Source organism: Myxococcus xanthus (assembly GCF_013116825.1).
GTDB lineage: Bacteria > Myxococcota > Myxococcia > Myxococcales > Myxococcaceae > Myxococcus > Myxococcus xanthus_B.
This window is the reverse complement of the sequence record NZ_JABFNS010000013.1, coordinates 49,402-75,616: the sequence shown is the minus strand read 5'-3', so window position 1 is coordinate 75,616 and position 26,215 is coordinate 49,402. Positions and strand designations below refer to the sequence as shown.

Sequence of the window (26,215 nt, the reverse complement as noted above, 5' to 3'; positions counted from 1 at the left end):
TTCTCTCAGCGTCGCAGCGCCAGCTCGAAGCCGAAGGCGCGGTCCCAGTAATTGCGCTGGTCCAGGGTGACGCGGTCATAGGTGAGCGTGGCCGCCAGACGCAGCCGCACACCCGCCAGCGCTCCCGTCACCCCCGCGGCGGTGTACGTGGAGAGCACGGTGGGGTCGCCCATGCGCACCTGTCCGCGTGTGATTCCCAGGAAGCCCCAGCCCGCGCCCGCCTCCAGGAAGAGCGGCACGCGCAGGTGTTCCGGTGCCTGTGCGCCCAGGAGGCCCAGGAGCGCGCCCCGGTGGGTGCGGATGTCGTCGGTGGCCAGGGGCGTCAGGCCATAGGCGGCGCGCGCGCCATAGTAGAGCGAAGGCAGGGGCGCCTCGCGCCGCCACGTCACCGAGGGGCCGGTGGCCAGCGTGCTCAATCCGAGCGGTGCCTGCTGCCCCGTCCAGCCCAGGTCCCAACCGGCCAAGGTGTCGGGCCGCTGCGCCATGAACCGCGGGAAGGTGCCGCCCGCGCTCGGAGGAAACGCCTGGGATACGCCCACGGGCGCGAGCCCGGTGACCGCCACGTAGCGCTCGTAGAAATCCTTGTCGAGCGGCACCGCGAACAATCCCTTGCGCAGGGCCTCCTCGGCGGGGCCTCGCTCCTGGAGCTCCCGGTCGCCCAGGTCGATGATGCCGTTGGTGGACAGCTTGGCCAGGGTGATGCGGGCTTCCTGCGTGGGCGTGCGAATCCAATACACGTCGCGCTCGGGCAGGCGCAGCAGCACGTACTGTTCCTTGGAACGGCGCACGTCGGCCAGCCGCCGTCCGTCCGAGTCCTCGACGGAGATGCGCGAGTGCTCGAGCCCGGAGGGCAGGGGAAGGCTGGGGCCCTTCGGTGCGGGGCCTACCAGCGGACGCCGGGGCTCGCGAGTGGGGGCGAAGGCGTGGAGCGACAGGCGCGCGGGGAGGCCCTTCACGCCCTGGAGCGACGCGGTGACGAAGGCGCCCAGCTCGCTGTACTCCACCTTGCCGTCGCCGTTGATGTCCGCCGCGCCCAGGAGGCCGGAGCGGGCCACGTGGCTGAAGACGCCCGCGCGGATGCGGGACCACTCGTGCGTTTCGCCGTCCTCGCTCTCCGCGAACACGGCGCCGACTGTGGGCCGGGTGGCGAGCTGCTCACGGGCCAGCATTCCCCGCAGCTCCGCGAGCACCGCCGCGTCCGTCTGACCGCCTCGGCTGCCCACGACGCCAGACGCGCGGCACGCGTCCACGATGAGGTGGACATAGCTGGCGCCGAGCGGGTCCACCACGTCCGCGTAAAGGCTTGCTTTATCCAGACGTCCACCCGAGAGGGTGAAGTACGCGCGTCCGGCTTCGTCCGTATTGCCGTGGCCCACGTAGACGAGCAGCACGTCAGTCTGGCGCCCCAATTCATGGTCCACCAGGTTGGCCGCGCGGAGGCGTGCGACCTCTCGCTTCACCTCGTCTGGCGTTGGGGGCCGAGCGCCCGCGAGCACCGGCCGGGCCGTGGCGCGTGTCGCCTCGTCCGGGGCCACCAGCAGCGTTGTCTCCACGCCCAGGCGTTGAAGCGTCTCCGCCCACAGCACGCCGTCATCATCCGCGAAACGCAACGACGGGAGCGACGGGTCGTCGCTCCCGTTATGGGCAATGACCAGGGCGCGGCGAACCACGGCTTCGGCCGAGGCACCACGGGCCAGCAGCAGTGCCGCGGCGCCGAGGAGCACTCCCAGTTTTTTCATGGAGCTTCCTCTACCCTCACTGACTGCTTGAGCACCACCGTGCCCTCTGTCTGTTCTCCGCGCAGGGTCGCCATGGACTCGGCCGGGTTGCCTGCGAAGACGGCGACGACTTCGACGGTGCCTGCCGTTTCCGGCATGGGCACGGTCAGCTCGAGGGGGGCTTCCTTGCCCAAGCCTCCGGACAGGGCGAAGGGACCGGCCGTCACCTCCGCTTTCTTGGCGCCGCGGACCTGGAGCGCGACGTGGGTGAAAGGCGAATGGCCACCGGCGGCGAAGGCCAGCATGGCACCGGCGCGGCAGGCATCTCCGGCGTGCAGCTCGCGCAGGGCCTGGCCCGGGGTGGCGCAGAAGATTCGCAGGGCGACGCCAGGCGGCGCGGTGCCTTCGCCACGGGCGACGAACTCGCCGGGCGTCGTCGTGGCGGTGGGGACGAGCACCACCGCGAGGAAGACCGCGGCCAGCGCGCCGCCGAGCAGGGCCAGGGAGGGCCACCGGGACGGAGCCTGTTGCGGCGCGGCCGAGGCGAGGGCGGCCTCCAGTCCTCCGTCTGATAATGCTTTGAGCTCCACGGAGGAGGGGGCGTGGATGTCATTGCCCTCCAGGGCGCGGTGGGCCTGGGCCCAGCGCTCGTAGCGGGTGCCGCAGCGCTGGCAGGCGTGGGCGTGGCGCAGCAGGCGAGCGGATTGGCGGGAGGACAGGTCTCCCAGCGACCACCGGGTCAGGCTGGCGTCGATATGTCTCTCGTACCACCTCATGAGGGCATGCTCCCTATTGCGCACAGGGCGAGCGAGGCCAGGAGGACTCCCAGCTCCATCCGCCCGGGCTCGGCCGATGCGTCCAGCCAGCCCGAATTTTTCAAATGCTCGGTGAAGTGCGTCCGCATCCGCCGCTCGCGCACCCGGACTTCGCCTCGGGTGAGCTGGAGTTGCTGGGCGGCGGATTCCTGCGAAAGCCCTTCGACGAAACGGAGCTGTGCCAGGGCGCGGCCTTCGTCCGTGAGTGTGTCGAGGAAGGCGCGGACCAGTTCGCGCACTTCGGCGCTGAGGGCCTCTTCTTCGGGTGTCCGGCCCTCGGTGGGCAGGTGCGTCAGCTCGGGCGCGTCGTCCATGGGGACGGCCTCGCGGGACACGCGTCCCGACGCGCGCATCAGGTCGATGGCCGTCGAGCGCGCCACCGCGAGGAGGAAGCCCAGGTAGGGGCGAACCCCGTCATAGGCCTGCCGCATGTTGGGCCGGAAGGCCCGGACGAACGTCTCTTGATGGGCGGCGTCCAAATCCAGCGCGGACAACGCGGCGCTCCGCGTCCCCCCATCCGTGCCCACCGCGAACTTTCGCGAGAGGTAGCGGAGCACCTCCGGCGAATAGGCCCGGTACACCTGCGTGAGGACGGACGTCTCCCCTCGGCGGAAAGCCTCCAAGACGGACCGGTCGTTTCCAGGCAGCACGGTAACTCCGTCCCTCGTCGCGAGCCGGCTCGAGCCCAATGCCCGGCCGTCCGTCATCCCTTCAAAATGGGATACGGAACGGGGTCGCAAAATGGGTCGCGCCTATAACGCATGGGGCGCATTTTCATTGTGAGTCCGTTTGACGATTCCCGCCCGGGGCCGGGAGGGGCCATGTGGGGTGCAGGGTTACCCAGGCGTGGCGGTGGCGGTTGAGCAGCCGAAGATGGTCGGATGGGTTCAGTCCCTGGGCTGACGGTGGGGTGGTGGACCACCAGGCGGCGTTGAAGAGACAGGCAGCGGTGTTGGCCTGAATCAATGGCAGGGCGTCGCTGCTCTGCTCGAACAGGGCCAGGAGCTGGCGCTCAAGAGGACCGAGCGTGGTGTCCGGACCGAGGTAGCCGGGGCCGTACCAGGCCTCCGTGAAGCGCACGGGGCCTTGGATGTGCTGATTGAAGGTGGCCAGCTCCTCGGCGGGAACCCACAGCTCCTGGTGGCAACTGTTGCCCACGGTCCGCACGGGGAAGCGTGAGGCGTAGTCCGCCCCCACGTCGAAGGCCGTGATGAAGCCCGCGTGCCCAGAGCCCGCGTCCGGCGTATTCCAGTCCCGGGCAATCTGCCGTGCGTACTCGGCGTTCATCACCGGGTAGAAGATGGGTTGGTCCGGGAGTCGGGGCGGGAACGCCGAGCAGCCACTGTCGAGGATGAGCTCCGCCTCCTTGAGGCCGACTGGGCGGTACAGCGTGAGCGTCTTCGACATGGGACGGGCTCCTGTGCGTGTAGCGCATCAGGTCAGGCTGCTGACGAGATGCGAGCACGGTCGACGCGGGCAAGAGCCCGCTGCTGACGTACTCGACACGCCGTCTCTCACTCCGGAGGAGTATGCTGTGGCGTTTGACGCCATAGCTGTTGTGCACGATTCTGTTTTGTCATGCAGAGCAAGAGGAAGATTGTGGGCGTCGCATCCCACAGGTTCGCCCAGGTCGCCGACGGCGCTTCAACGCAGAGGAGAAGCAGCGGTTCCTGGCAGAAGCGCAGATGGCCGGGCAGAGCATCTCCTCGGTGGCCCGTCGCTATGGACTGTCGGCGAGCATGTTGTTCCACTGGAGGCGATTGGCGGAGGAAGGCCCGATGTCCAGCCTAGGCGCCGACGAGGCGGTAGTGCCGGAGCCTGAAGTGAAGCGGCTGCAGGCCCAGGTGAGGGAGTTGGAGCGGCTCTTGGGCAAGAAGACGATGGAAAACGAGATTCTGAAGGAGGCGCTGGAGTTGGCCCGCACCAAAAAACGGCCCAGCTTGCCTCCCAGGGGCGGTTCCCGTTGAAGGCCGTGGCGAAAGCGCTGGACGTCTCGCGCAGCAACCTGGTCCTCCGAGTGCAGGACGGCGCCTCGGAGGCGCCCAGGAGGCGCGGCCCCTACCGCAAGCGCACCGACGAGTCCCTGCTGGCGAGGATTCGTGCTGTCACCGACGAGCGGGCCCCAGCTACGGCTACCGCCGTGTCACGGCCCTGGTGCACCGGCAGCTGCTCTCCGAGGGACAGCCCCGGGTGAACCCCAAGCGGGTGTACCGGGTGATGAAGGCCGCGGGCTTGCTGCTGGCACTTCACACCGGCAATCCGACGCGCACCCATGAGGGCACCGTGGCCACCCTCAAGAGCAACCTGCGCTGGTGCTCGGACGCCTTCGAGATTCGCTGCTGGAATGGGGAGCGCGTCCAGGTGGCCTTCTCGCTGGACTGCTGCGACCGCGAGGCCATGCGCTTCGTCGCCACGACCGGGGGGCTCACCGGGGAACTGGTGCGCGACTTGATTGCCGAGACGCTGGAGTACCGCTTCGGCGCTGGCTGCCGGCGGGCGTCGCACCCCATTGAGTGGCTGACGGACAACGGGCCGGCCTACACAGCCCATGAGACGCGCGAATTTGGGCGCAGCCTGGGCCTGCTCATCCGCACCACGCCGGCCTACTCCCCCGAGAGCAATGGCATGGCGGAGTCCTTCGTGAAGAGCTTCAAGCGCGACTACGTGCACCTGACCCGACTGGACAGTGCCGAGGCGGTCCTCCTGCAACTCCCTGCCTGGTTTCACGACTACAACACCGTGCACCCTCACAAGGCGCTGAAGATGCGCTCCCCGAGAGAGTTTCGACTCGCCGCTTCAACCCACTGACCATGTCCGATTTGACAGGGGCAACTCCACTGTCTCTTTCGCGGGCCCTGCGAACATAGAGCCCCGCCACCGGGCAGTATGCTGTCGAAATCGCAAGGTGCTAAAGTAAGGAGCAGACTCCTCTCTCTCTTGGCGATGCCCACCCTCCCCGACTCGCTCCTGCAGATGATTAGCTGTGTGCCGTTGCCTTCACCCGGTGCACCTCGTGTCCTGCTCCTTGATGCCTGGGGCTGCGAAAGGGGCGTACCTATGTCGCTATCTCGGTTGACCTGGAGGCGCACTGCATTCGAGGCGCCTTCCCAGACCGGTCGGTCCTCTCGGTGCGTACGTGGCTGCGTCATAAGCCCGATGTTGAGTTCGTCTTGAGAGATAGGTCGACGGAATATTCGCGCGCAGGAGAAATGGGCGCGCCAGTGGCCTCACAGGTGGCAGGCCGTTGGCTCCTGCTGCTGAATGCAAGGCAGATGATGGAACGATGGATGACCAACGCGCACTTCCTGCTTCGGGCGCTGCCCTTCGTGCCCAGGCTTGATGCACAGCCTGCGGAACGTCACACCTGCTTTCTGCCAACGCACGCTGAAGTTCATTCCCGACAGGTGTTTGGCATCCGGCATGGCGCCGCATACAATGCAGGACGGCCCCATTATTTAGACGGCCAGCCCTTATTGAGAATCAGTTGGACGCCGAGGCTGGCGCGGGGGGTGGTATGTAAGTACTCCTCCGTTGAGGCTTTTCCGAGGCGTGCGACGCGTGTCCCCGAACCCAACCGGGCGCTCACGTTTCTCGAACGGCATGCCGTGCCCGGGGCCGAAAAATCGGCCTCTGCGGTAGGCCAGACGTCCAGGCATCACGATTTCTTGCTTGGCATTCTCTGTCCATGTCTGGAGTTCTTGGTGCGACGACAGAATAATGGTTATGAAGGCTTGCGCCCTCTCTTGGGGGCGCCGCATCAAATTAATTTCGTTGCACAGCTAGCCAAGTCTGCCAGAAACTCTAGATGCGACGCCCCCGGATGGGCTGTTACACGAAGAGCGGGTGAGCCGCAGTTGGCAGTAGCTGTCTGGAGTGCAGTCACTGTTTTGGGAGAGTGGAAAAATGGATTTTGATTTAAGGGAGTTTTCGATTCACGGCTTGCACGGAGTTAGAACCCTGCGCATTCCGATAAGCGATGGAAAATTGATTCTTGTCGGCATCAATGGGCTTGGAAAAACCACCGTCACCACTATCCTGTATCGCGTGCTTAGCCGCCAATGGGCCAAGCTACTCGACTTCCGATTCGACTACTTGACTCTCCGCTTCTCCGATGTGGAACAGATAATTAGTCGTGCAGACATAGAATCCAGCATCCTGAACTGGACTCGCATCCGCCGCCTGTTGCCTGGCTATGCGCTGGGGCGACTGAGAAAGAATCCCGAATTGATATCGCAGCTGTTGAGTTCCGGCAGATCCGGGAACGAAATATTTCGGCTATCCGAAGAACTCGAAGTGTCTCCAGCGGCTATCGAGCGTATTCTTTCGCTGCCAATGCAGTCTCAGAGAGAGTTGTTTGAGCTTGAGCGTCAGCAAGACGAACAAGACAAGCCGGTGGTCGCCCTGAGCGACTATTTGTCTAAGCATGTTACGCAGCAAATTCTATATCTCCCGACTTATCGCAGAATCGAAAAGGACTTAAAGACTATATTTCCAAAGCTTGAGGAGCAGGTTCGTCGTTTTCACAGATCTGAGGAGCAGGGAGACAAGCCTTCCCTTCAGTATGTCGAACTAGTTGAATTCGGGATGGAAGACGTAGCGGCAAAGTTTGAATCCACGATTACCGCCCTAAAGGAAACCGCACGCGCGGAGTTGAATGCTGTTGTTGGAACCTACTTGCGCGAGGTTATTCGCGGCGAGGCTAGAGTCGAAGATGTTCCTAAAATTCAGAGGCTTGATGATAATACAATTGCCCGTGCCCTGAACAGAGTGGAGGAGCGAACGCTGAGTCAGGATGAAAAAACCAGGCTTCGCGACCTTATTTTTCAAATCAAGCTGAAGGCAGGCAAGAGTCTCTCGGTTGAGGATGCGTATATTGCTCGGTTCTTCTCGAAATTGGTTACTCTCGATCAGGTCTTGAGCGCTCGCGAGTCTTCAATTAAGTCGTTTGTGGGCGTTTGTCAGGGGTATCTGCATGGGAAGGCATTCACCTATGATGAGCAAAATTATAGAATTCACTTGCAGCTCGATTCAGGTCGGCCAATGGATCTTCGAGACCTTTCATCGGGCGAAAAGCAGATAGTGTCTCTGTTTGCGCATCTGTATCTTGAGCAGCAGAAGAGTTTTGTTGTGATTATTGATGAGCCGGAGTTGTCGTTGTCGGTCGACTGGCAGAGGAAGTTGCTGCCCGATATTGTGCAGTCAGGTCGATGCTCATTCCTTGCGGCTGCTACGCATTCTCCATATGTTATTGATAATGAGCTTGAGCCGTATGCGCAAGACCTCGCAGAAAGTGTGGAGGTCGTCGAGGGATGAGTTATGTGGACTATCTGCGGAAGCAGCGAGATGTTTATGCTGCCATTTGGTTGCAGTTTTGCCATGCGTATCAGAAAAACTCGGCAGATGTCTTTGTGTTTTTTGAAGGACATGATGATCTTGCTTTTTTCATGCCAGAACTTCGTAGGCGAGGGCAGAACTCCGCATTGACCATCAAGCCTTTTGTCTGTCGAGGGAAGCGCACAGTCCTTAAGCTCATTCCCGTGGTTCGGGCAAGATTAGATCGGCCGGGTCGTGCGATTTTCTTTGTTGATAAGGATATTGATGAATTCGTCGGGCCGCCGGCATGGCGCCCCGAGGATCCGTTTGTCTATGAGACGAAGTGGTATTCGATCGAGAACTATATTGTTTCAGAGGAAGCCTATCACTGGGTGTGGACTGATTTGATGCGCCTTTCTTCGGCCGATCCCCGCCTTGGTGAGATGGTGAAGTCGTATCGATATATGAGTATGAGATTTGTCAGGATTGCCACCGTTTTGATGGCATGGAGTTTGTTTCATCGGAAGCATGGTCGACGTCCAAATTTAAACAATCTCGAACTCTCAAAATTGATTCGACTTGATGGCTCTGGAAGGATAGTGCGCCATGGGAAAATGCTGGGGCTGCTAGATCAGTTATGTGGGGTTGCGAGTCCAGCAAGAGTTTGGCGAGGTGTTAGAGCTGCTGTTGAGCAGTTTCGGCGACATGATGCCAAGGTCTATGTTCGAGGGAAATTTGAGTTGTGGTTTTTTGTTCAGTTTGTGAGGCTCTCGATTGAGGTGCTTCGTGCTATGCCTGTTCCGAAGTCTTTGAATCAAAATCCAGATACGAGAGTAATGCTTACCGGCGATAACGCGGTGACACTTCTTTCCGGCAGGGGAGGGGGACTTCCGCGAGATGCTATTGAATTTCTTGATGTGGCATGGCGGGGAATCGCTGCCAATTCTGAGTAGCTGCGCCTACTGCAAGTCCGGCCTGGGCTGGTCCTCTTCATGGGCCATCCTCAGGTTGGTAACCGACCGACGACCGGCGTTCTGCGGGCACACGCATGCCCCCTGAGGCATCTCCTCATCTGACTCAGATGAGCCCGAAGGCATCACGAAACACGGCGTGCTCGCGTACCAATTGACCAAATCGCTCTACCAGCGGGTTCAGTCGCGCATCGCTCATGCGTGGCATGGCCATGAAGTAGTAGGCGCCCTGGGTGAAGAGCGAGTGAGTTCGCTTCTTCGCGGTATTTTCCTTCAAGTGCTTGTCGTAACCGAGCGCCTCACCCGCCGCGCCCAGCAGCGTCAACAGCACCTGCGCCAGGGCGGAGATGAGCAGTAGCGGGTCTCTTCGGTCCGGTGTCTTCATCGCACCTGCTTCAGTCCCATGCCGAACTTGACGTCCTTCACGTCCCGAAAGGTTTCCTCGATGGTGAAGCGGCGGCCATAGGCGTCCATTACCTCTTGTGCAGGCGCTTGGTCGAAACTGGTGGCCAGGCACCAGGCCTCCTTCATTCCCTTTCTCTTCACACACACCACCGCCCCCACCTGCGCCCCCGCCGCAGTGAGTATGCGTCTGGCCAACGACGTGCTGAGAGGCGTTGAGTGGGGAGTCGCCGCCATGGACCCTGGCGCGTATGTCGAAGCCGGTGGAGAAGCAGGAGTGGGGCCGGGTCGCCGAAGTCATCGAGGCGAGCGGGCTGAGGCAGAAGGAGTTCTCCTCGCAGCGAGGCGTGCGGCTGAGCACGTTTCTCTGTTTCAACAACAAAGGGGAACAGTTTGCCTCTATCAGAACGCCGTGCCGTTCACCCGCCGCCCAGGCGAAGCCTCAATACCGGCTGACAGCTGCGTATGCGGCACCCAGGTCCCGGTTGAACTCCCGTCCGGGCTCCGGTTGTAGGAGATGCCCACCTCCGTGTCCTGATAACCCGCGCTGTCCTGCACGGTGTTGTCCTGCCGCACCAGGAACACAGTGTCTCCGCTGCTGCCTGTGTTGACGCCCCGGTTGAAGTACAGACCGCCTCCCGAGGCCGCCGTGGCGTTCGTTACGCCCGCTGGCACCGCCGTCGGGCCCGAGTACACGACGTACGACTTGCCCGGCTGAATCATCGTCCCCGCTGGGAACACATGCCGCGTGTCGTCTTCCCCCGCGTACGAGCTGGCGTCGTGAATCTTCCAGCCGCCCAGGTCCACCGCCGTGGTGCCCGTGTTCACCAGCTCGACGAACTGCTGGTCATAATCCGGCGTCTGCGTGCCCGGTTTATTGTGCGACTGCGGCAGGTACTCGTTGATGAACACCTTGTACTGCGTCCCGCCCGTCCCCGTTCCCTCACCGCCTGCATTCCCGAAGTTGAAGCGGCTGATGATGGGGTAGTGGTCGGACGTGTTGTCCCGGTAGCCCGTGATGCTCGGTCGCAGCACCTGGGTCGAATTGGGGACGTAGCCGGCCCACAGTTCGTTGGTGACGAGCTGATGGTCGATGAACGTGCTGCGGCTCACCGTGCTGCCAATGCCTGCCTCGGACAGGGCCTGGGTGGTGAATCTGTAGTTGGCTGAGTCGCTCACGAAGTTGCGGTACGGCGTGTCGTACTTCACCCCAGTGCTGGGGTTGGTCGTCGTGGACACGTCCACGTCGTCATTCCAGTCACCCACCACCATGGCTCGCTGCGTGGGCAGGCGCTGGTCCAGGTAGTCCTTGATCCACCCGGCGGCCGACAGGCGCCGCGCGTATTCGTCCGGACCGGCGAGCGCCTTCATGTGGATGACCAACGCCGTCACGTCCACGCTGGCACCACCGCGCTGGATGCGCAGGTCCACGCGCAGCGGTGGGCGTCCGCCGAAGTCGTAGTCGTGATTCAACAGCACCACGTCGGCCCGCAGCACCTGCACCACGTCTGACTTGAACAACACACCCACCTTCTGCTCGTTGGCCGAGTAGTAGCTCGTCCCCGACGACACCCGCGAACCGTCATCCGCCAGGAAGCCGTCGTAGCCCGGCAGCCGCGCCTTCAGCTCGTTGAACTGCGCCGTGCTGACAATCTCCGCCAGCCCCCAGAAGTCCACGCCCGCGTCGGCGATGACTGCCTGGGCATTGGCCAACTGCAACGGCTCGTCGTTGGGCCCATAGAGCGGGTCCCCGAACCACTCGATGTTCCAGTTCCCCACCGACAGCGGGAAGCTCCCATCTGGCGCGCCCCCGTCCGGCGTCTGCCCGGGGCCCACCACCTCCAGCCCCAGTTGGACCTCGGCTTCGGCGCCGTGGGCGTCATGGACCCGCAGGGTGATGGGATAGGTCCCCTGTCCCTGGGCCTGCCCCGTCAGCAATCCCTCGGGGCTCAACGCGATGCCCGTGGGCAGCGAGCCCCCCACTAGCTCCCACTGAAGGGGAGGGCGCCCACCGGTGGCGACCAGGACGTGCTCGTAGCTGTCCCCCGCCGTGGCGGCGGGGAGCCCGTCACTGGTGACCTCAGGGCGTGGATAGATTTTCAGCGCGTACGTGCGCACGTTCTCCAGGCCGTCCGCGTCCCGCACCGTCACGGTGATGGAGAAGTCACCGGCCTCGCTGCCCGGGCCCAGCAGCCGCCCCTCTCCCGTATAGAAGGAGAAGCCCGCCGGCGGCGGTGACACCGTGTAGCGCAGGGGCGGCTCGCCCCCGGACGCGGTGAACATGGCTTCGTAGGCAAGGCCCACCGTCGTCGGAGACAGCTCGACCGCGGGCAGACGGGGCGCTCCGGAGGTTCCACGTCCATCGGAGCAGGCGCACAGCAGGGTGAGGACGGCGAGCATCCCCGCCATTCGGAAAAACGGCATGTCGGCGGGCTCCAGCGCGGGCCTCGAGGAGTGGGGCACGCGACGCGCTCACTCTAGCCTCGACGCCCGCCCGCATGCACGAGGCGCGTGGCGCGAAAGGCAATGGCCGCCGACATCGTTCGTGTTTCAAGCAAGCGCTGGAAGGTTTTGCGCTCCGGGCAGCCGTGGAGTGGAATGGTTTTCGGGGGGGATGACTGCCCCATGGAGGAGACAGCACATGGCGAACAAGTGGGACAAGCAGCTGATGGACTTCCTCAAGCGCACCGGTGACGAGCTCAAGCGCACCACCGATGACCTGCGCGGCGAGGCTGAGCGCCTGCTCAAGGAAGTGAAGGACCCTCAGAACCAGGCCAAGGTGAAGGAAGGCCTGGAGCAGCTGCGCACCTGGGCCGCCAGCACCAGCAAGGTGGCGGCGGAGAAGATTGAAGTCGCTGTGCGTCAGGTCGAGGGCGCCGTCGAGCGCGCCTTCACGAACGAGGAGGGCGGCGAGAAGGCCCCCCCCTCGCGCCCCGCCAAGGCGCCAGCCGAGCCCGCAGCCGGGGCCAAGGCCCCCAAGGCCAGCGCCTCCCGCCCCACCGCGAAGAAGGCCGGGGAAAAGTCCATTGGCCGCAAGAAGCCCGCCGCCAAGGGCGCCGCCACGAAGACGGCGAAGAAGGCTGTTTCGGGTTCCAAGAAGACGATTGGCCGGCCCAAGAAGCCCGCCTCCAAGACCACCGCCGGAGCGTGAAGTTCCGCTGGGTGTGAAGCCCGCCTGCCCGGGGGCAGGGCGGTTTCCTTTGTCCTTCTCGCCATTTGGAAGGTCCCGCGGCGCGTGAGATAGTGCGCGCCGTGGCCGGCTCGAACGACAAGAGCAGAATCCAGACAGACATCGGGCAGGACGTCATTGACGCGGCGGTTCGCAGCGTCGAGCGTCACATGGACGAAGAGGACGAGGTGACCGTCATCGAGGTGGAGGCTTCAGGCCCGTCCACCCCGGTGGAGTCCGAAGCGTCCGCGTCCCCCGCCGACACCACTTCTCCGCCGTCTGACGCCGAGGCGCCCCCGTCCGAGGACGTGGCGGCGCTCCGCCAGGAGGTGGAGTCCCTCAAGGCCCAGCTCGAGTTCAGCCAGGCCAAGGGGCGCGAGACGATGGAGCGCCTGCGCGAGGCCCACGAGCGTGCGAAGGAGGCGCAGGAGCGCACCGTGCGCCACGCCGCGGACCTGGAGAACTACCGCAAGCGCGCGCAGAAGGAGAAGGAGGAGGTCCAGCGCTTCGGCTCGGAGAAGCTGCTCAAGGACCTGCTCCCGGTGATGGACAACCTGGACCGCGCGATTGACGCCGCGGCCAAGTCACCGGACCTGGACAGCTTCGAGAAGGGCGTGGCCATGACGCGCAAGTCCTTCGAGGACGCGCTGGGCCGCCACGGCGTGAAGGGCTTCAGCGCCAAGGGGCAGGTATTCGACCCGCGCGTGCACGAGGCCATCCAGCAGGTGGAGACGGCGGACGTCCCCGCCGGCCACGTCGCCTACGAAGTCGTGCGCGGCTTCTACCTGAATGAGCGGCTGGTGCGTCCGGCCATGGTCGTCGTCGCGCGTGCTCCCGCCGAGCCCGTGGCCGCCGCGGCGCCGCCGGCCGTCGCCACGACCGACACCGCCACGACCGACACCGAGGCGCCCGCCGCGCCCGCGCAGTCCGAGAACTCTTCCGGGGGGAGCCAGTAACCAACATGGGCAAGGTGATTGGAATCGACCTTGGGACGACCAACTCGTGCGTCGCCGTCATGGAGGGCGGCGAGCCGGTGGTCATCCCCAACAGCGAAGGCAGCCGGACCACGCCTTCCATGGTGGGCTTCACGGACTCCGGCGAGCGCTTGGTGGGGCAGATTGCCAAGCGGCAGGCCATCACCAACCCGGAGAACACCGTCTTCGCGGCGAAGCGGCTCATCGGCCGCAAGTTCGACTCGCCCGAAGGCAAGAAGGCCATCGGCGTGTCGCCCTTCAAGGTGGCCTCCAGCCCCAACGGCGACGCGTGGGTGGAGATTCGCGGCAAGGGCTACAGCCCGCCGGAGGTCTCCGCCATCGTCCTGATGAAGATGAAGCAGACGGCGGAGGATTACCTCGGTGAGCAGGTCTCCGAGGCGGTCATCACCGTCCCCGCCTACTTCAACGACAGCCAGCGTCAGGCCACCAAGGACGCCGGCCGCATCGCCGGGCTCAATGTCCTGCGCATCATCAACGAGCCCACCGCCGCGGCCCTGGCCTACGGCCTGGACAAGGTGCAGGAGGGTGGCACCGAGCGCATCGCCGTCTACGACCTGGGCGGCGGCACCTTCGATATCTCCATCCTGGAGCTGAACGCCGGCGTGTTCGAAGTGAAGAGCACCAACGGCGACACGTTCCTGGGCGGCGAGGACTTCGACCAGCGCCTCATCGACTACCTGGCCAAGCGCTTCGCGGAATCCAACAACGGGCTGGACCTGCGCAAGGACCGCATGGCGCTGCAGCGCCTGAAGGAAGCCGCCGAGCGCGCCAAGCACGAGCTGTCCAGCGCGCCCGAGACGGAGGTGAACCTGCCGTTCATCACCGCCGATGCCTCCGGCCCCAAGCACCTCACGGAGACCGTGGACCGCGCCACCTTCGAGGCGCTGGTGACGGACCTCATCGACCGCACCATCGAGCCGTGCCGGGTTGCCCTGAAGGACGCGGGCATTCCCGCGCAGCAGATCAACCAGGTGCTGCTGGTGGGTGGCATGACGCGCATGCCGCGCGTGCAGGCGAAGGTGAAGGAGTTCTTCGGCAGGGAGCCTCACAAGGGCATCAACCCGGACGAGGTCGTCGCCGTGGGCGCGGCCATCCAGGGCGGCGTGCTCAAGGGCGAGGTGAAGGACGTCCTCCTGCTGGACGTGACGCCGCTGTCGCTCGGTGTCGAGACGGCCGGCGGTGTCTTCACGAAAATCATCGACAAGAACACCACCATCCCCTGCAAGAAGAGCCAGGTGTTCTCCACCGCCGTAGACAACCAGCCGCTGGTGAGCGTGCACGTGCTCCAGGGCGAGCGTGAGATGGCGGCGGACAACAAGACGCTGGCGCGCTTCGAGCTGGTGGGCATTCCCCCGGCGCCGCGTGGCGTGCCGCAAATCGAGGTGTCGTTCGACATCGACGCCAACGGCATCGTCCACGTCAGCGCCAAGGACCTGGGCACCGGCAAGGTCCAGCAGGTGCGCGTGGTGAGCAACTCCGGCCTGTCCGAGGCGGAAATCCAGGCGATGATTTCCGACGCCCAGTCGCACGCCTCCGACGACAAGAAGAAGAAGGAGCTGGCGGAGCTGCGCAACAACGCCGACGGCCTCATCTACACGACGGAGAAGAGCCTGGAGGAGTACGCGAGCCTCCTGTCGGAGAAGGACCGCGAGGAAATCAAGGCGGACCTGGAGCGCCTCAAGGAGGTGCTCAACACCTCCGACGCGGCGGTGCTCAAGGAGTCCTTCCAGCGCCTGGAGGGCAGCGCCTACCGCATCGCGGACGCCATCTACACGGGCCAGGCGAGCTGAACGCTCGCAATCGCCTCCTCGCTCCAGCGTAGACTGCCTGCCGCGCAGTCAGTCCCCTGGAGCGCATCAATGGACGTCACCGAAGGCATCGTCATCTTCCTCATCACCGCCATGGTGGTGGGGGTGCCCCTGTTCGGGCTCACGCTTCGCTTCTCCCTCAAGCCCTTGGTGGAGGCCTTCATCCGGCTGAAGGAGGCCCAGCACGGCGGCATGGAGGTGCGGCTGCTCCGCGAGCGCGTGGCGCACCTGGAGCGCGTCCTGGAGATGCACGGGCTGATGGATGACCCCCTGCCCCGGCCGCTCCGCTCGGGCACGCCCGAGCACCTTCCGGCCGTGGCGCCGTTGAAGGACCGGGAGCGCGTGTAGCCGTCCCGGCGGTTCCGGGTTTCCTGAAAAGGGTGTCCTGGGTGTTGAATGGGCCCGTGGATTTCCCCTCTTTAGAGGAAGAGGTCGTTTTTCTCCGGGGTCTGGTCTCCGTGCATCGGATGGCCGACGTCATCCTGGAGGACTGCCTGGAGCGGGGCCTGGCCCTGGACTCCGGGCTCGACGTGTTTCTCACGCAGTGTGCCCGGCTGGTGCACGCGCGCGCGGGCTTCGTGTCCCTGCGAGGGACGCGAGGCCCGGTGCTGACGCGGGTGCTGGGTGAGCCCGGGGTGGACGTCCTGGAGGCGGCGCACTGGCGAGGTGTCCGCAAGCTGGACGACGGCCGGACGCTCTTCTGCACGCGGCTGGCCCTGGGCAGCCTGGAGCTGGGGGGCCTGGGGCTGGTGGTGGAGGGCGCCTTCGACGGCGGCGGCGGGCTGGTGATGAAGCTGGTGGAGGCCATTGGCGAGCAGCTCGACAGCGCCGTGCTGGGCTTCCTCGCGCTGACGGATGGCAAGGGCGCGCTGGAGCGGCTGGACGCGCTCTCCGGGGAGCCGCCCACGGCCTCGCGGGGCCACATTGGCCGCTATGAGGTGGTGACACCTCTGGGGACCGGGGGCATGGCGCAGGTGCTGGTGGCGCGGACCCGAGGCCCGGAGGGCCTGGGCCGGCTGGTGGCCCTCAAGCGCATCCTCCCGCACCTGTCCTCGGACCCTTCCATCGTCCAGCAGTTCCTGGACGAGGCCCGCATCGGCCTGCGGCTCTCCCACCCCAACCTGGTGCACGTCTACGACTTCGGCGAGGCGGAGGGCGCGTACTACATCGCCATGGAGTTGGTGCGCGGCGTGGACCTGGAGCGGCTCCTCCGCGCGGCCAAGGGCCCGCTGGAGACGGCGCACGCGGTGGCCGTGGTGTGCCAGGGCCTGGCGGGGCTGCATGCGGCGCACGTGCTGCAGGGCGAGGACGGCGCGCCGCTCGAGCTGGTGCACCGGGATTTGTCCCCGCACAACCTCATGGTGGGGTTCGACGGGCGGGTGAAGGTGCTGGACTTCGGGGTGGCCAAGGCCCGCGCCCAGCGCACGGTGACGCTGCCGGGCATCGTGAAGGGCAAGCCGCTGTACATGTCCCCCGAGCAGGCGCGCGGCATGAGGCTGGATGCGCGCAGCGACCTGTTCGCCATGGGGCTCGTCCTCTACCAGTCGCTCATCGGCGCGCGGGCCTTCGAGAAGCCCGACGAGCTGGCCACCATGCACGCCATCTGCGAAGAGGCGCTTCCGCCGCGGCCTTCGCACGTCTCCCGGGCGCTCTGGGACGTGCTGGAGACGGCGCTGGCCAAGCGCCCCGAGGCGCGCTTCGGCAGCGCGCGGGAGATGGCGGACCGGTTGGCGGATGCCTGCCGTCCGGCGAACGACTCGGAGCTGGTGAGGCTCATGGGGAAGCACTTCCCCGACCGGCATCGCGAGTTCATGCGGTTGGACCGCCCTGCCTCGGCGGGAGGGCGGTCCCAGGAGGAAACGCCCATCATGCGGCCGCGACTCCGGAAGTCCTCACCCTGATGAAGCGGGGAGGAGACCCAGCCCCTCCCGGGAGGGGCCGGGAAGGCGCGCTCGGCTACCCGCGCTTGAGCGGGTCGTCGGAGGGCGCGTTCAGCGTACGAGCCCGCTCGTCGCTGCCCTCGGTGCGGATGTCCACCTGTTCCCGGCGGACGTGCTCGGAGATGTGGCGCTCCTCATCCACCTCGTCCTTGTGGATGACGACCTCCTCGTCGACGACGGTGCGCTTCTGGACTTCGACCTCCTCGGCGCGCAGCGGGACGACGACGGTCTCCTCCTGGAACGAGGCATTCATCGCCGGGCGTTCCGGGCTCACGTCCCGGCGCTCCACGCGGACGCGTTCGCGGCGCACCGGCACGTCCATCTCCCGGTCCTCCTCCACCACGTCCTTGTGGACGCGGACCTCCCCGGCCTGGACGTCCCGCTTGAGCACGTCCACCTCCTCCCTGTGCAGGGGGATGGTGATGTCCTCCTCGCGGCCGTGGATGTCCCGCGCGCCGACCGAGGTGTCCGTGGCTTTCAGGCCCGCGGTGTCCGTGCCCAGGCGTGTGTCGTAGTCCGTGTCGTAGGCGCCCTTGCGGCCCACCGTGTCCGTGGTGGCGTCCATGCCCGTGCTGGCGCGGGCCGCGGCCCGGTCGGCGCCCAGTCCCACCGCGCCCGGACCCACGCCCGCGCCGCCACCCGTGCCGGCGACGGCGCCCGTGCGGTCCTCACCCGTCAGCCGGCTCAGCATCTCCTTGCCGTGGCTGAGGATGATTTCCGAGCCGTCGATGCGACTGATTTCCGAGTACCGGACCAGGTAGTCCTTCGGGAAGAAGAGGCCCTTCTCGATGTGGAACTCGCCGTCGCCGACGGCGAAGACCTTGCCGAGCTTCTCGCCGTCGATGCTGCGGACGACCATCCCTTCATTGACGTCGCTGCGTTGGTACATGGCTGGCTCCTCGTGACCGGGGCGGGCGGGCCTGCTGGCCACACCTTGGACCCCGGCGCTGGTGGAGGCCCCGCGTGCGAGCACGAGGCCCTGGGGTTTCCACCCCGGTCATCATGGAAGGTGTGAGCGCTCGGTCTCGGTGTCAGGGGCCGAGGACGCAGTGCCAGTTGGCTCGGCACCGTGCCTGCCCACCCGAACGCCCGCCTGTCCTTTCGCCTGCCCTGGCGACACCGCGCCAGCGGCCGTGAGCCGGGGCTTCTCAGGGCGCGGCGGCCCACCCCATCTTCAAGCGAGGTGCGTCCGGACCGCGTGCCGTGAGCACCCAACGGGAGTCCGTCATGAGAAGCAGGCAGGGAACCTGGGAGCCGTGGCGCTGGAGTGACTCATGGGTGGGCGGCGCGGCCGCGGGTGTGGGGGCGCACCTGGTGGTGCGTGGCATCCACCGGCTGCTCCGTCCGGACCTGCGAGGCCCCATGGTGGGCGTGGCCTGCGCCTCCGGGATGCTGGGCGCCCTGGTGGCGGGCCGGCTCGCGCGCCATCGGCTCCGGCCGCTTCCCGTCCTGGCCCTGGTGCCCTCCTCGCCGCCCGCTGCCCGCGAGCCCGCCGCGCTGGAGACGGACACGGACCCGGAGCGCCCCAGCACGCCCCTGGAGCGGGTGCGCCGGCGCGGGCCGAATGGCCGGGAGCATCCCTGGAGCGAGCCCGGGTTGCCCACGCTGGCGTGAGCCGCGAACCACACCACATGAGAGGAGTCCTCCGATGCGCACGGACGTACGGGAAGGGATGCGGGTCTTCACGGCGGATGGGGCCCGGTTGGGCACCGTGGTGGGGTGTGGCGGGGAGACCTTCGCCATCGAAGGAGGGCTGCTGCGGCTGAAGTCCTTCACCGCGCGCTACGGCGATGTGGTGGACGTGCGCGGAGAGGACGTGCACCTGGGGCTGACGCGGGACGAGGTGTCACCAGCGCACGACGGCCCGGCGCAGGCGCGGTCAGGTCACCCTGAGTCCGTGTTCTCCGCCGGGTTCGCGACGCCCGGCGAACTCGTGGTGCCCCTGGCCCGCGAGGAGGCCCATCCTCACGTGGTGGTGCGCGAGGCGGGACAGGTGCGCATCCACAAGGTGGTGCGGACGGAGGTGCGGCACTTCTCCGTGCCCGTGCGCCGCGAGGAGCTGGTGGTGGAGCGGGTGTCCGAGCAGGCCGTGGACGCCGAGGGCCCGCCGGCGCCGGAGGCCGTGGCGTCCGCCCGGCCGGTGCTGGAGGGGCTGGTGCCCTTCGAGGCGGGCACCTTCGTCATCCCCCTGCATGAGGAGCGGGTGGAGGTCACCAGGTCCGTGCATGTCTGGCAGGAGGTTGCGGTTTCCCGGTACACCGACGAGGTGCTCCGGCAGGTTCACGCCACCGTTCGGAAAGAGACGGCGGAGGTGGAGGAGCGGGGCGAGGTGCTCCACGACGGCCCGGTGGACGGGCTGCACTCCTGACTGACGCGCTGCACAGGGGGTGTGTGACGGGGGCTCGGGAAGGCTGCACGCTTGACCCATGGAGAGGTGTCCCCTAGAAAACCAGGGCTTTGCCGTGTCAGTTTCCGAGAAGGGAAGCCCTGCATGCGACGACTTGCCCCGATGCTCCTCGCCGCGCTCGCCGTCATGGTGGCCGCTTGCGAGAAGAAGACGCAGCCTGCTCCTTCGGGTGAAGGAGGTACTCAGGCCGCGCAGGGGCAGGGGGCGGCGCCCGGGGGCGCTCCGGCGGACGCGAACACCATCCTGCTGGGGCAGGTGGGCTCGCTCACCGGTGGCCAGGCCACGTTCGGCATCTCCACGCGCAACGGCATCGAGCTGGCCCTCAAGGAGGCCAACGCCGCGGGCGGAGTGAAGGGCAAGAAGCTGTCCATCCGCGTCTACGACAACCAGAGCAAGCCCGAGGAGGCCGCCCAGGCCGCCACGCGGCTGATTACGCAGGACAAGGTCGCGCTCATCCTCGGTGACGTGGCGTCATCCAACTCGCTGGCCATGGCGGAGAAGGCGCAGGCGGCGGGCGTGCCGATGATTACGCCGTCCTCCACCAACCCCACCGTCACCGACAAGGGCGACTACATCTTCCGCGTCTGCTTCATCGACCCGTTCCAGGGCTTCGTGATGGCGAAGTTCGCGCGGGAGAACCTGAAGCTGAACACGGTGGCGGTGCTCCAGGACAACAAGAGCGCGTACTCCATTGGCCTGGCGGACGTCTTCACGCGCAAGTTCACGGAGATGGGCGGTAAGGTGACGGCCGTGGAGAGCTACAGCCAGGGCGACACGGATTACCGCGCCCAGCTCACCGCCATCCGCAAGTCGCAGCCGGAAGGCATCTACGTGCCGGGCTACTACAGCGAGGTGGGCATCATCGCCCGCCAGGCGCGCGAGGTGGGCCTCAAGGTTCCGCTGATGGGCGGCGACGGCTGGGACTCCGAGAAGCTCTTCGAGCTGGGCGGCAGCGCCATCGAGGGCAGCTACTTCTCCAACCACTACTCGCCGGACAACCCGGATCCGCGCGTGCAGAAGTTCATCGCGGACTACAAGGCCGCGTACGGCGCGGTGCCGGACGCCCTGGCCGCGCTGGGCTACGATTCGGCCCGCGTGGCGGTGAGCGCCCTGGAGCGCGCCAAGGACCTGAGCGGCCCGTCCGTGCGTGACGCCATTGCCCAGACAAAGGACTTCCCGGGCGTGGCGGGCACCGTGACACTGGATGCCCAGCGCAACGCCGTGAAGTCCGCCGTCGTCCTCAAGGTCGAGGATGGCAAGACGCAGTACGTCACGACCATCAATCCCTAATGGCGCAGCTCCTCCAGCACCTCATCAACGGCCTGGCCGCCGGCACCATCTACGCGCTCGTCGCGCTTGGCTACACGATGGTGTACGGCGTCCTGAAGCTCATCAACTTCGCCCACGGCGACGTCATGATGGTCGGCGTCTACATGGGCTACGCCACCGCGTTCGCGCTCGGGCGCGACATGCGCAGCTCCCTGCTGGGCGTGGCCGTCGTGTTCGCGGTGGCCATGCTGGGCTGCGCGCTGCTCGGGTTCCTCATCGAGCGCTTCGCGTACCGCCCCCTGCGGGAGAAGCCGCGCCTCACCGCGCTCATCACCGCCATCGGCATCTCCTTCGCGCTGTCCTACGGCTTCCAACTGGACCTCGGCTTCCTGCCGGGCGCGGCGCCGCGGGCCTTCCCGGAGGTCATCGAGCCGGTGGAGTGGCTCGTCATCGGTGACCGGGACGTGGTGGTGTGGAACTGGCAGGTCATCAGCTTCGGCATCGCCGTGGCGCTGATGGTGGGCCTGCAGTACCTGGTGTTCCGCACGCGCTTCGGCCGGGCCATGCGCGCGGTGTCCTGGGACCACCGCGTGGCGGCGCTGATGGGCATCCCCACCGACCGCGTCATCGCGCTGACGTTCATGCTGAGCAGCGCGCTGGCGGCGGGCGCCGGCCTGCTCTACGCCATCAAGGACACGTCGGTGAGCCCGCTGATGGGGCTGTACGTGGGCCTGAAGGCCTTCGTGGCGGCGGTGATTGGTGGCATCGGCCACGTGCCGGGCGCCGTGGTGGGCGGCCTGGTGCTGGGCCTGGTGGAGGAGTTCGTGGTGGGCTACGCGGCCAGCACCTGGCGTGACGCGGTGGCCTTCGGCTTCCTCATCCTGGTGCTGCTGGTGAAGCCGGGCGGCCTCTTCGGCCGCGTCGCCGCGGAGAAGGTCTGATGGAGACTCCGGCGATTCCTGCCCCCGAGGCCCGCTCCGCCGTCCCCGCGTCGCTGCGCGGCCTGCTGCCCGTGCTGCTGGCGCTGCCGGTGCTGGCGCTGTTCCAGGGGCTGATGAGCGACGCGCCCTTCGCCTCCTACCTGCTGTCGGTGGTGGGGGTGAACATCATCCTCGCGGTCAGCCTCAACATCGTGAACGGGATGACGGGGCAGTTCTCCATTGGCCATGCGGGCTTCATGGCGGTGGGGGCCTACATCTCCGGCGTCCTGTCGCTGAACTTCAAGGACGTGGCGCTCTCCTTCCTGCCGGTGGCGGTCAGCGACCAGGTGTTCTTCGTCGTGTCGCTGCTGGTGGGCGGCCTGGCCGCGGCGCTGTGCGGCTTCCTGGTGGGGCTGCCCTCGCTGCGGCTGCGCGGGGACTACCTGGCCATCGTCACGCTGGGCTTCGGCGAAATCATCCGCGTGGTGGTGCAGAACACGGACGCGTTCGGCCGGGCGCTGGGCCTGTCCGGCATCCCCCAGACGTCGTCGCCGGCCATGGTGTACTTCTTCGTGTTCCTCACGGTGCTGGTGGCCCGGCGCATCACCGGCTCCAGCCACGGCCGCAGCCTGTGGGCCATCCGCGAGGACGAGGTGGCCGCCGAGGCCATGGGCGTGGACACCACGGGCTACAAGGTCCGCGCCTTCGTCATCTCCTCGTTCTTCGCGGGCATCGCCGGCGCGCTGTTCGCGCACTTCGTGCCCATCATCAACCCCGGCTCCTTCACCTTCGTGAAGTCGATGGAAATCGTCGTCATGGTGGTGCTGGGCGGCCTGGGCTCCACGACGGGCGCCATCGTCGCGGCCACGTTCCTCACGCTGCTGCCCGAAGGCATGCGCTCGCTGTTCACCCTGCTGGGGGCCGAAGGCAGCCTGGCGCAGAAGGTGGACCAGATTCGCATGCCCGTGTACGGCCTGCTGCTGGTGGCGCTGATGCTGGCGCGGCCCCAGGGCCTGTTCGGGACGAAGGAAATCTGGGACGTGCTGCCGCGGTGGATTCCGCGCAAGCGCAGGGGGCTGGCGTGAGCGCGGCCGCGGAGGAGACGAAGGCGGAGGCCGGAGCGCCATTGCTCCAGGCGGACGGGGTGAGCATCCAGTTCGGCGGCCTCAAGGCGCTGACGGACTTCAACCTCTCTGTTCGGCAGGGCGACTTGCAGGGGCTCATCGGCCCCAACGGCGCCGGCAAGTCCACGGCGTTCAACGTGTTGACCGGCGTGTACCAGCCCACCCAGGGCGAGGTCCGCGTGGGCGGGCAGCGGGTGAACGGGTGGCTGCCGCATCAAATCAACCACCTGGGGCTGGCGCGCACCTTCCAGAACATCCGCCTGTTCCGCGCGCTCACCGCGTTGGACAACGTGAAGGTGGCGTGCCGGGCGCAGGGCGCGCTGCACCCCGAAGGCGTGGGGTTGGGCGCGAAGATGAAGGGCGCCTTCATCAACTACCGCGACTGGTGGCGCGCGCTGCTGCTGACGCCGCGCTTCCAGCAGGAGGAGCGGGAGTTGACGCAGCAGGCGGAGCACCTGCTGGAGGTCATGGGCCTGTCGCACCGCCGCGACGAGGAGGCTCGCAACCTGCCTTACGGTGAGCAGCGCCGGCTGGAAATCGCGCGCGCGCTGGGCACGCAGCCCAAGGTGCTGCTGCTGGACGAGCCCGCGGCGGGCATGAACACCCGTGAGAAGGCGGACCTGATGGTGCTCATCCGCAAGCTCCGGGACGACTTCAAGCTGGGGGTGCTCGTCATCGAGCACGACATGAAGCTGGTCATGGGCATCTGCGAGTGCATCACCGTGCTGGACCACGGCGAGACGATTGCCCGGGGCGCTCCGGCGCAGGTGCGCAGCGACCGGAAGGTCATCGAGGCGTACCTGGGCGACAGCTATCTGGAGAGTCACGGAGGGGCGGCGTGAGCGACGCGCAGGTGAAGACGCTGGGGGAGCGCCAGTCCTTCCCGCCGCTGCTGTCGGTGGACGGCATCAAGGTGCACTACGGCGCCATCCAGGCGCTCAAGGGTGTGTCGCTGACGGTGGGCAAGGGCGAGGTGGTGGCCCTCATCGGCGCCAACGGCGCGGGCAAGACGAGCACCCTGCGCGCGGTGAGCGGCATGCTCAAGCCCAGCGCTGGACGCATCCAGTTCAACGGGCACGACACCACGGCCATGAAGGCGCACCAGCTGGTGCCGCGCGGCATGGCGCACGCGCCGGAAGGCCGGGGCGTGTTCCCCAACATGTCCGTCCAGGAGAACCTGGAGCTGGGTGCGTACCTGCGCACGGACACCTCCGGCATCCAGCAGGACCTGGAGAAGAGCTTCACGCTCTTCCCGGTGCTCAAGGAGCGCCGCAAGCAGATGGCCGGGACGCTGTCGGGCGGCGAGCAGCAGATGCTGGCCATTGCTCGCGCGCTGCTCAGCAAGCCGCAGCTGCTGCTGTTGGATGAGCCTTCGCTGGGGTTGGCGCCGCAGGTGACGGAGGCCATCTTCCGCACCCTGCGCGAGGTAAATGCCACGGGCGTGAGCGTGCTGTTGGTGGAGCAGAACGCCCACCTGGCGCTCAACGCCGCGCACTACGGCTATGTGTTGGAGACGGGCGAGGTCGTGATGGCGGGGCCGGGCAAGGCGCTCCTGGAGAGCGCGGAGGTCCGGCGTGCGTATCTCGGCGAGTAGTGGACGGCGCTACGTCCTCTCGCCGACGCTCCGGTAGAGTCCGGCGCGCAATGAAACTGGCTCCCCTCCCAAAGTCGGGTAGTCAGCAACCAGGAAGTTCGTCTAGCGTCCGTCGACGCACTGCGTTCAACCACACTCAGGAAGTGTGCCCATGTCCCCGTTGTCCCGCCTTGTCGCCAGCCTCGCCACCCTGTCGCTGATTGCCGCCGCGTGCGCCGGTCAGCAGAAGCCCGATAACCGGGAAGCCACCTCGACCATCGAGGAGGTCGCCAACGAGGGTGGTGAAGAGACCCCCGCCGTCGCGTTCAACGTCCTGGAGGCTCCCGAGGGCTTCACCGTGAAGCTGCCGGGGCCCCCGCCGCAGGCGCAGCGCAGCGAGGCCGCCCTGCCGAAGCGGACGGACAAGGCCACGCTCGTCACGTACGCGGCCAATGAGGGCGGTGTCAGCTATATCGTCAACGCGGTGGACTACCCGGAGGCGTTTGTCGCCACGGTGCCCGCCGAGGCGCTCATCAACGGCGGCATCCAGGGCATCGCCGGGCAGGTGGGTGGTGAGCTGAAGAGCTCCGAGGACATCACCCTGGATGGCTACCCGGGCAAGGCGTACATGCTGGCGTCGCCCAGCGGCGAGGTGAAGGGCCGCAGCTTCCTGGTGGGGCCGCGCGTCTACAACCTCATCACCGTCTACAACGCGGGCATCGGCGCGCCGGGCGCGGATGAGTTCCTCACCTCGCTCACGCTGGTGAACCCGCCGCCGAAGATTGAGCTCCCGGAGGCCGACGCGGGCACGGACGCCGGGACGGCCGATGCGGCCGACGGCACCGGCGCCGCCGTGGAGGGTGGCGAGGATGCCGGGAGCGCGCCGGACGCGGGCGCCCGTCGCCGCCGCGCCAAGTAGTTTGCTGTCCCGGGGACACGCTTCCTCCCTGGGGAGCGTGTCCCGCGATACCGCGCTGAAGGACCCTGGGCGTTAGGCTCTCCCGTGACAGGAGGCCGCCATGTGGGACCCGGCGCAGTACTCGCGCTTTCGCGACGAGCGGAAGCGTCCCTTCTTCGATTTGCTGTCGCGGGTGGACTCGGCGACGCCCTCCCAGGTCGCGGACCTGGGGTGTGGCGCCGGGGACCTCACGCGTGTGTTGGCCGAGCGCTGGCCGTCCGCCTTGGTGTCCGGTGTGGATGCGTCCTCGGAGATGATTGAGGCGGCCCGTCGCGGTGCGTCCGTGGGCTCGGTGCGTTTCGAGGTAGCGGACCTCGCGGACTGGGAGCCCCCCGCGCCGCTGGACGTGCTCGTGTCCAATGCGGCGCTGCACTGGCTGCCGGACCATGAGGTGTTGCTCAGGCGGTTGGTGGCGAAGCTGGCGCCCGGCGGGGTGCTGGCCTTCCAGGTGCCGGCCAACTTCGAGGCGCCTTCGCACCGGCGTGTCGACGAGGTGCGGGCCTTGCCGCGCTTCGCCTCCGTGGTGGCGCCCGCGCGGCGCAGGCCGGTGGAGTCCCTGCCTGTGTATGTGTCCTGGCTGTTCGGCCTGGGGCTGACGGTGGAGGCCTGGGAGACGACGTACCTGCACGTGCTCCCGGGCGAGGACGCGGTGCTGGAGTGGCTGCTGGGGACGACGCTGCGGCCCGTGCTCGCGGCGCTCGGAGAGGAGGAGGCGCGCGCCTTCGTGGAGACGCTGCGCCCGTTGCTGCGCGAGTCCTATCCCGCGCAGCCGTATGGGACGCCGTTCCCGTTCACCCGCCGCTTCGTGGTGGCGCGGCGGGTGACGTGAGCCG

The 26,215-nt window shown here is 66.7% G+C and carries 25 protein-coding genes and 1 pseudogene; 17 read left to right on the top strand and 9 right to left on the bottom strand.

Translation table 11 applies throughout. The features are described 5' to 3' along the window. Nucleotides 1–5 precede the first annotated feature (5 nt). The 4 genes from HNV26_RS05790 to HNV26_RS05775 form a co-directional block, all read right to left on the bottom strand. Complete coding sequence (locus tag HNV26_RS05790) at nt 6–1,739, bottom strand: caspase family protein (protein ID WP_171440603.1); 1,734 nt, start codon at nt 1,737–1,739, stop codon at nt 6–8. Continuing rightward, complete coding sequence (locus HNV26_RS05785; RefSeq protein WP_216611834.1) at nt 1,736–2,494, bottom strand: hypothetical protein; 759 nt, start codon at nt 2,492–2,494, stop codon at nt 1,736–1,738. The genes HNV26_RS05790 and HNV26_RS05785 overlap by 4 nt, the downstream gene beginning before the upstream one ends. Continuing rightward, nucleotides 2,491–3,183 carry an RNA polymerase sigma factor gene (locus HNV26_RS05780; protein WP_171440599.1) on the bottom strand — a complete coding sequence of 231 codons (693 nt, stop codon included), beginning with the start codon at nt 3,181–3,183 and terminating at the stop codon, nt 2,491–2,493. Before HNV26_RS05780 ends, HNV26_RS05785 begins: the two co-directional genes overlap by 4 nt. 124 nt (nt 3,184–3,307) lie before the next feature. After that, complete coding sequence (locus HNV26_RS05775; RefSeq protein ID WP_171440597.1) at nt 3,308–3,940, bottom strand: hypothetical protein; 633 nt, start codon at nt 3,938–3,940, stop codon at nt 3,308–3,310. A gap of 203 nt (nt 3,941–4,143) precedes the next feature. Between HNV26_RS05775 and HNV26_RS05770 the strand changes: the two are divergent. Next, nucleotides 4,144–5,341: pseudogene (locus HNV26_RS05770) on the top strand (IS3 family transposase). 419 nt (nt 5,342–5,760) lie between these two features. Here the strand turns inward: HNV26_RS05770 and HNV26_RS05765 are convergent. Continuing rightward, nucleotides 5,761–5,955: a hypothetical protein gene (locus HNV26_RS05765; RefSeq protein ID WP_171440596.1), complete on the bottom strand. Its 195-nt coding sequence runs from the start codon at nt 5,953–5,955 to the stop codon at nt 5,761–5,763. Between the two features lie 451 nt (nt 5,956–6,406). Between HNV26_RS05765 and HNV26_RS05760 the strand changes: the two genes are divergently transcribed. Both HNV26_RS05760 and HNV26_RS05755 read left to right on the top strand, forming a co-directional pair. After that, on the top strand, nt 6,407–7,846 hold the full coding sequence (locus HNV26_RS05760) for an AAA family ATPase (protein ID WP_171452774.1): 1,440 nt from the start codon (nt 6,407–6,409) through the stop codon (nt 7,844–7,846). Next, nucleotides 7,843–8,799 (top strand): DUF4435 domain-containing protein, encoded by a 957-nt coding sequence (locus tag HNV26_RS05755; RefSeq protein WP_171440592.1) that lies wholly within the window; start codon nt 7,843–7,845, stop codon nt 8,797–8,799. The genes HNV26_RS05760 and HNV26_RS05755 overlap by 4 nt, the downstream gene beginning before the upstream one ends. Nucleotides 8,800–8,923: 124 nt before the next feature. Here HNV26_RS05755 and HNV26_RS05750 read toward each other — a convergent pair whose 3' ends face one another. The 3 genes from HNV26_RS05750 to HNV26_RS05740 form a co-directional block, all read right to left on the bottom strand. Then, nucleotides 8,924–9,202, bottom strand: a complete 279-nt coding sequence (locus tag HNV26_RS05750; protein WP_171440590.1) for a hypothetical protein — start codon at nt 9,200–9,202, stop codon at nt 8,924–8,926. Next, nucleotides 9,199–9,348, bottom strand: a complete 150-nt coding sequence (locus tag HNV26_RS05745; RefSeq protein ID WP_171440588.1) for a transposase — start codon at nt 9,346–9,348, stop codon at nt 9,199–9,201. The genes HNV26_RS05750 and HNV26_RS05745 overlap by 4 nt, the downstream gene beginning before the upstream one ends. A gap of 273 nt (nt 9,349–9,621) precedes the next feature. After that, nucleotides 9,622–11,643, bottom strand: coding sequence for a lamin tail domain-containing protein (locus HNV26_RS05740; protein ID WP_216611832.1), 2,022 nt, complete (start codon nt 11,641–11,643; stop codon nt 9,622–9,624). A gap of 217 nt (nt 11,644–11,860) precedes the next feature. On the opposite strand from HNV26_RS05740, the gene HNV26_RS05735 reads away from it, so the two are divergent. The 5 genes from HNV26_RS05735 to HNV26_RS05715 all read left to right on the top strand — a co-directional run bounded on the left by HNV26_RS05735 (nt 11,861) and on the right by HNV26_RS05715 (nt 17,092). Continuing rightward, complete coding sequence (locus tag HNV26_RS05735; RefSeq protein ID WP_171440584.1) at nt 11,861–12,370, top strand: transcriptional regulator; 510 nt, start codon at nt 11,861–11,863, stop codon at nt 12,368–12,370. 92 nt (nt 12,371–12,462) lie between these two features. After that, entirely contained in the window at nt 12,463–13,344 is an 882-nt protein-coding gene (gene grpE / locus HNV26_RS05730; RefSeq protein ID WP_171440620.1) for a nucleotide exchange factor GrpE, read from the top strand. A gap of 5 nt (nt 13,345–13,349) precedes the next feature. Continuing rightward, on the top strand, nt 13,350–15,173 hold the full coding sequence (gene dnaK / locus HNV26_RS05725) for a molecular chaperone DnaK (RefSeq protein WP_171440582.1): 1,824 nt from the start codon (nt 13,350–13,352) through the stop codon (nt 15,171–15,173). A 69-nt stretch (nt 15,174–15,242) separates the two neighbouring features. Then, nucleotides 15,243–15,539: a hypothetical protein gene (locus HNV26_RS05720; RefSeq protein WP_171440580.1), complete on the top strand. Its 297-nt coding sequence runs from the start codon at nt 15,243–15,245 to the stop codon at nt 15,537–15,539. Between the two features lie 119 nt (nt 15,540–15,658). Further along, nucleotides 15,659–17,092 (top strand): serine/threonine-protein kinase, encoded by a 1,434-nt coding sequence (locus HNV26_RS05715; protein ID WP_216611830.1) that lies wholly within the window; start codon nt 15,659–15,661, stop codon nt 17,090–17,092. A gap of 55 nt (nt 17,093–17,147) precedes the next feature. On the opposite strand, the gene HNV26_RS05710 is transcribed toward HNV26_RS05715, so the two are convergent. After that, a complete protein-coding gene (locus HNV26_RS05710; RefSeq protein WP_171440578.1) occupies nt 17,148–18,020 on the bottom strand; it encodes a YsnF/AvaK domain-containing protein in 873 nt (290 codons plus the stop codon). A gap of 338 nt (nt 18,021–18,358) precedes the next feature. Here HNV26_RS05710 and HNV26_RS05705 point away from each other — a divergent pair, with 338 nt between their 5' ends. The 9 genes from HNV26_RS05705 to HNV26_RS05665 all read left to right on the top strand — a co-directional run bounded on the left by HNV26_RS05705 (nt 18,359) and on the right by HNV26_RS05665 (nt 26,211). Next, nucleotides 18,359–18,745, top strand: a complete 387-nt coding sequence (locus tag HNV26_RS05705) for a hypothetical protein (RefSeq protein WP_216611829.1) — start codon at nt 18,359–18,361, stop codon at nt 18,743–18,745. A 34-nt stretch (nt 18,746–18,779) separates the two neighbouring features. Then, nucleotides 18,780–19,499 (top strand): YsnF/AvaK domain-containing protein, encoded by a 720-nt coding sequence (locus HNV26_RS05700; RefSeq protein ID WP_253816268.1) that lies wholly within the window; start codon nt 18,780–18,782, stop codon nt 19,497–19,499. Between the two features lie 123 nt (nt 19,500–19,622). Further along, nucleotides 19,623–20,828, top strand: coding sequence for an ABC transporter substrate-binding protein (locus HNV26_RS05695; protein WP_171440576.1), 1,206 nt, complete (start codon nt 19,623–19,625; stop codon nt 20,826–20,828). Beyond that, complete coding sequence (locus HNV26_RS05690) at nt 20,828–21,748, top strand: branched-chain amino acid ABC transporter permease (protein ID WP_011556589.1); 921 nt, start codon at nt 20,828–20,830, stop codon at nt 21,746–21,748. Before HNV26_RS05695 ends, HNV26_RS05690 begins: the two co-directional genes overlap by 1 nt. Next, nucleotides 21,748–22,812 carry a branched-chain amino acid ABC transporter permease gene (locus tag HNV26_RS05685; protein ID WP_171440575.1) on the top strand — a complete coding sequence of 355 codons (1,065 nt, stop codon included), beginning with the start codon at nt 21,748–21,750 and terminating at the stop codon, nt 22,810–22,812. Before HNV26_RS05690 ends, HNV26_RS05685 begins: the two co-directional genes overlap by 1 nt. Next, entirely contained in the window at nt 22,809–23,693 is an 885-nt protein-coding gene (locus HNV26_RS05680) for an ABC transporter ATP-binding protein (RefSeq protein ID WP_171440574.1), read from the top strand. The genes HNV26_RS05685 and HNV26_RS05680 overlap by 4 nt, the downstream gene beginning before the upstream one ends. Continuing rightward, nucleotides 23,690–24,445, top strand: coding sequence for an ABC transporter ATP-binding protein (locus HNV26_RS05675; protein WP_171440573.1), 756 nt, complete (start codon nt 23,690–23,692; stop codon nt 24,443–24,445). The genes HNV26_RS05680 and HNV26_RS05675 overlap by 4 nt, the downstream gene beginning before the upstream one ends. A 151-nt stretch (nt 24,446–24,596) precedes the next feature. Next, complete coding sequence (locus HNV26_RS05670; protein WP_216611828.1) at nt 24,597–25,343, top strand: hypothetical protein; 747 nt, start codon at nt 24,597–24,599, stop codon at nt 25,341–25,343. A 100-nt stretch (nt 25,344–25,443) separates the two neighbouring features. Beyond that, entirely contained in the window at nt 25,444–26,211 is a 768-nt protein-coding gene (locus HNV26_RS05665; protein ID WP_171440571.1) for a methyltransferase domain-containing protein, read from the top strand. The last annotated feature ends 4 nt before the right edge of the window (nt 26,212–26,215 follow it).

Coding starts and splice junctions, on each gene's coding strand:
- HNV26_RS05695 (WP_171440576.1), top strand. CDS start 19,623: ATGCGACGACTTGCCCCGATGCTCCTCGCCGCGCTCGCCGTCATGGTG.
- HNV26_RS05710 (WP_171440578.1), bottom strand. CDS start 18,020: ATGTACCAACGCAGCGACGTCAATGAAGGGATGGTCGTCCGCAGCATC.
- HNV26_RS05750 (WP_171440590.1), bottom strand. CDS start 9,202: ATGAAGACACCGGACCGAAGAGACCCGCTACTGCTCATCTCCGCCCTG.
- HNV26_RS05740 (WP_216611832.1), bottom strand. CDS start 11,643: ATGCCGTTTTTCCGAATGGCGGGGATGCTCGCCGTCCTCACCCTGCTG.
- dnaK (WP_171440582.1), top strand. CDS start 13,350: ATGGGCAAGGTGATTGGAATCGACCTTGGGACGACCAACTCGTGCGTC.
- HNV26_RS05755 (WP_171440592.1), top strand. CDS start 7,843: ATGAGTTATGTGGACTATCTGCGGAAGCAGCGAGATGTTTATGCTGCC.
- HNV26_RS05670 (WP_216611828.1), top strand. CDS start 24,597: ATGTCCCCGTTGTCCCGCCTTGTCGCCAGCCTCGCCACCCTGTCGCTG.
- HNV26_RS05705 (WP_216611829.1), top strand. CDS start 18,359: ATGAGAAGCAGGCAGGGAACCTGGGAGCCGTGGCGCTGGAGTGACTCA.
- HNV26_RS05735 (WP_171440584.1), top strand. CDS start 11,861: ATGGCGAACAAGTGGGACAAGCAGCTGATGGACTTCCTCAAGCGCACC.
- HNV26_RS05745 (WP_171440588.1), bottom strand. CDS start 9,348: ATGAAGGAGGCCTGGTGCCTGGCCACCAGTTTCGACCAAGCGCCTGCA.
- HNV26_RS05665 (WP_171440571.1), top strand. CDS start 25,444: ATGTGGGACCCGGCGCAGTACTCGCGCTTTCGCGACGAGCGGAAGCGT.
- HNV26_RS05685 (WP_171440575.1), top strand. CDS start 21,748: ATGGAGACTCCGGCGATTCCTGCCCCCGAGGCCCGCTCCGCCGTCCCC.
- HNV26_RS05785 (WP_216611834.1), bottom strand. CDS start 2,494: ATGAGGTGGTACGAGAGACATATCGACGCCAGCCTGACCCGGTGGTCG.
- HNV26_RS05765 (WP_171440596.1), bottom strand. CDS start 5,955: ATGCCGGATGCCAAACACCTGTCGGGAATGAACTTCAGCGTGCGTTGG.
- HNV26_RS05700 (WP_253816268.1), top strand. CDS start 18,780: ATGCGCACGGACGTACGGGAAGGGATGCGGGTCTTCACGGCGGATGGG.
- HNV26_RS05690 (WP_011556589.1), top strand. CDS start 20,828: ATGGCGCAGCTCCTCCAGCACCTCATCAACGGCCTGGCCGCCGGCACC.
- HNV26_RS05775 (WP_171440597.1), bottom strand. CDS start 3,940: ATGTCGAAGACGCTCACGCTGTACCGCCCAGTCGGCCTCAAGGAGGCG.
- HNV26_RS05715 (WP_216611830.1), top strand. CDS start 15,659: ATGGCCGACGTCATCCTGGAGGACTGCCTGGAGCGGGGCCTGGCCCTG.
- HNV26_RS05720 (WP_171440580.1), top strand. CDS start 15,243: ATGGACGTCACCGAAGGCATCGTCATCTTCCTCATCACCGCCATGGTG.
- HNV26_RS05790 (WP_171440603.1), bottom strand. CDS start 1,739: ATGAAAAAACTGGGAGTGCTCCTCGGCGCCGCGGCACTGCTGCTGGCC.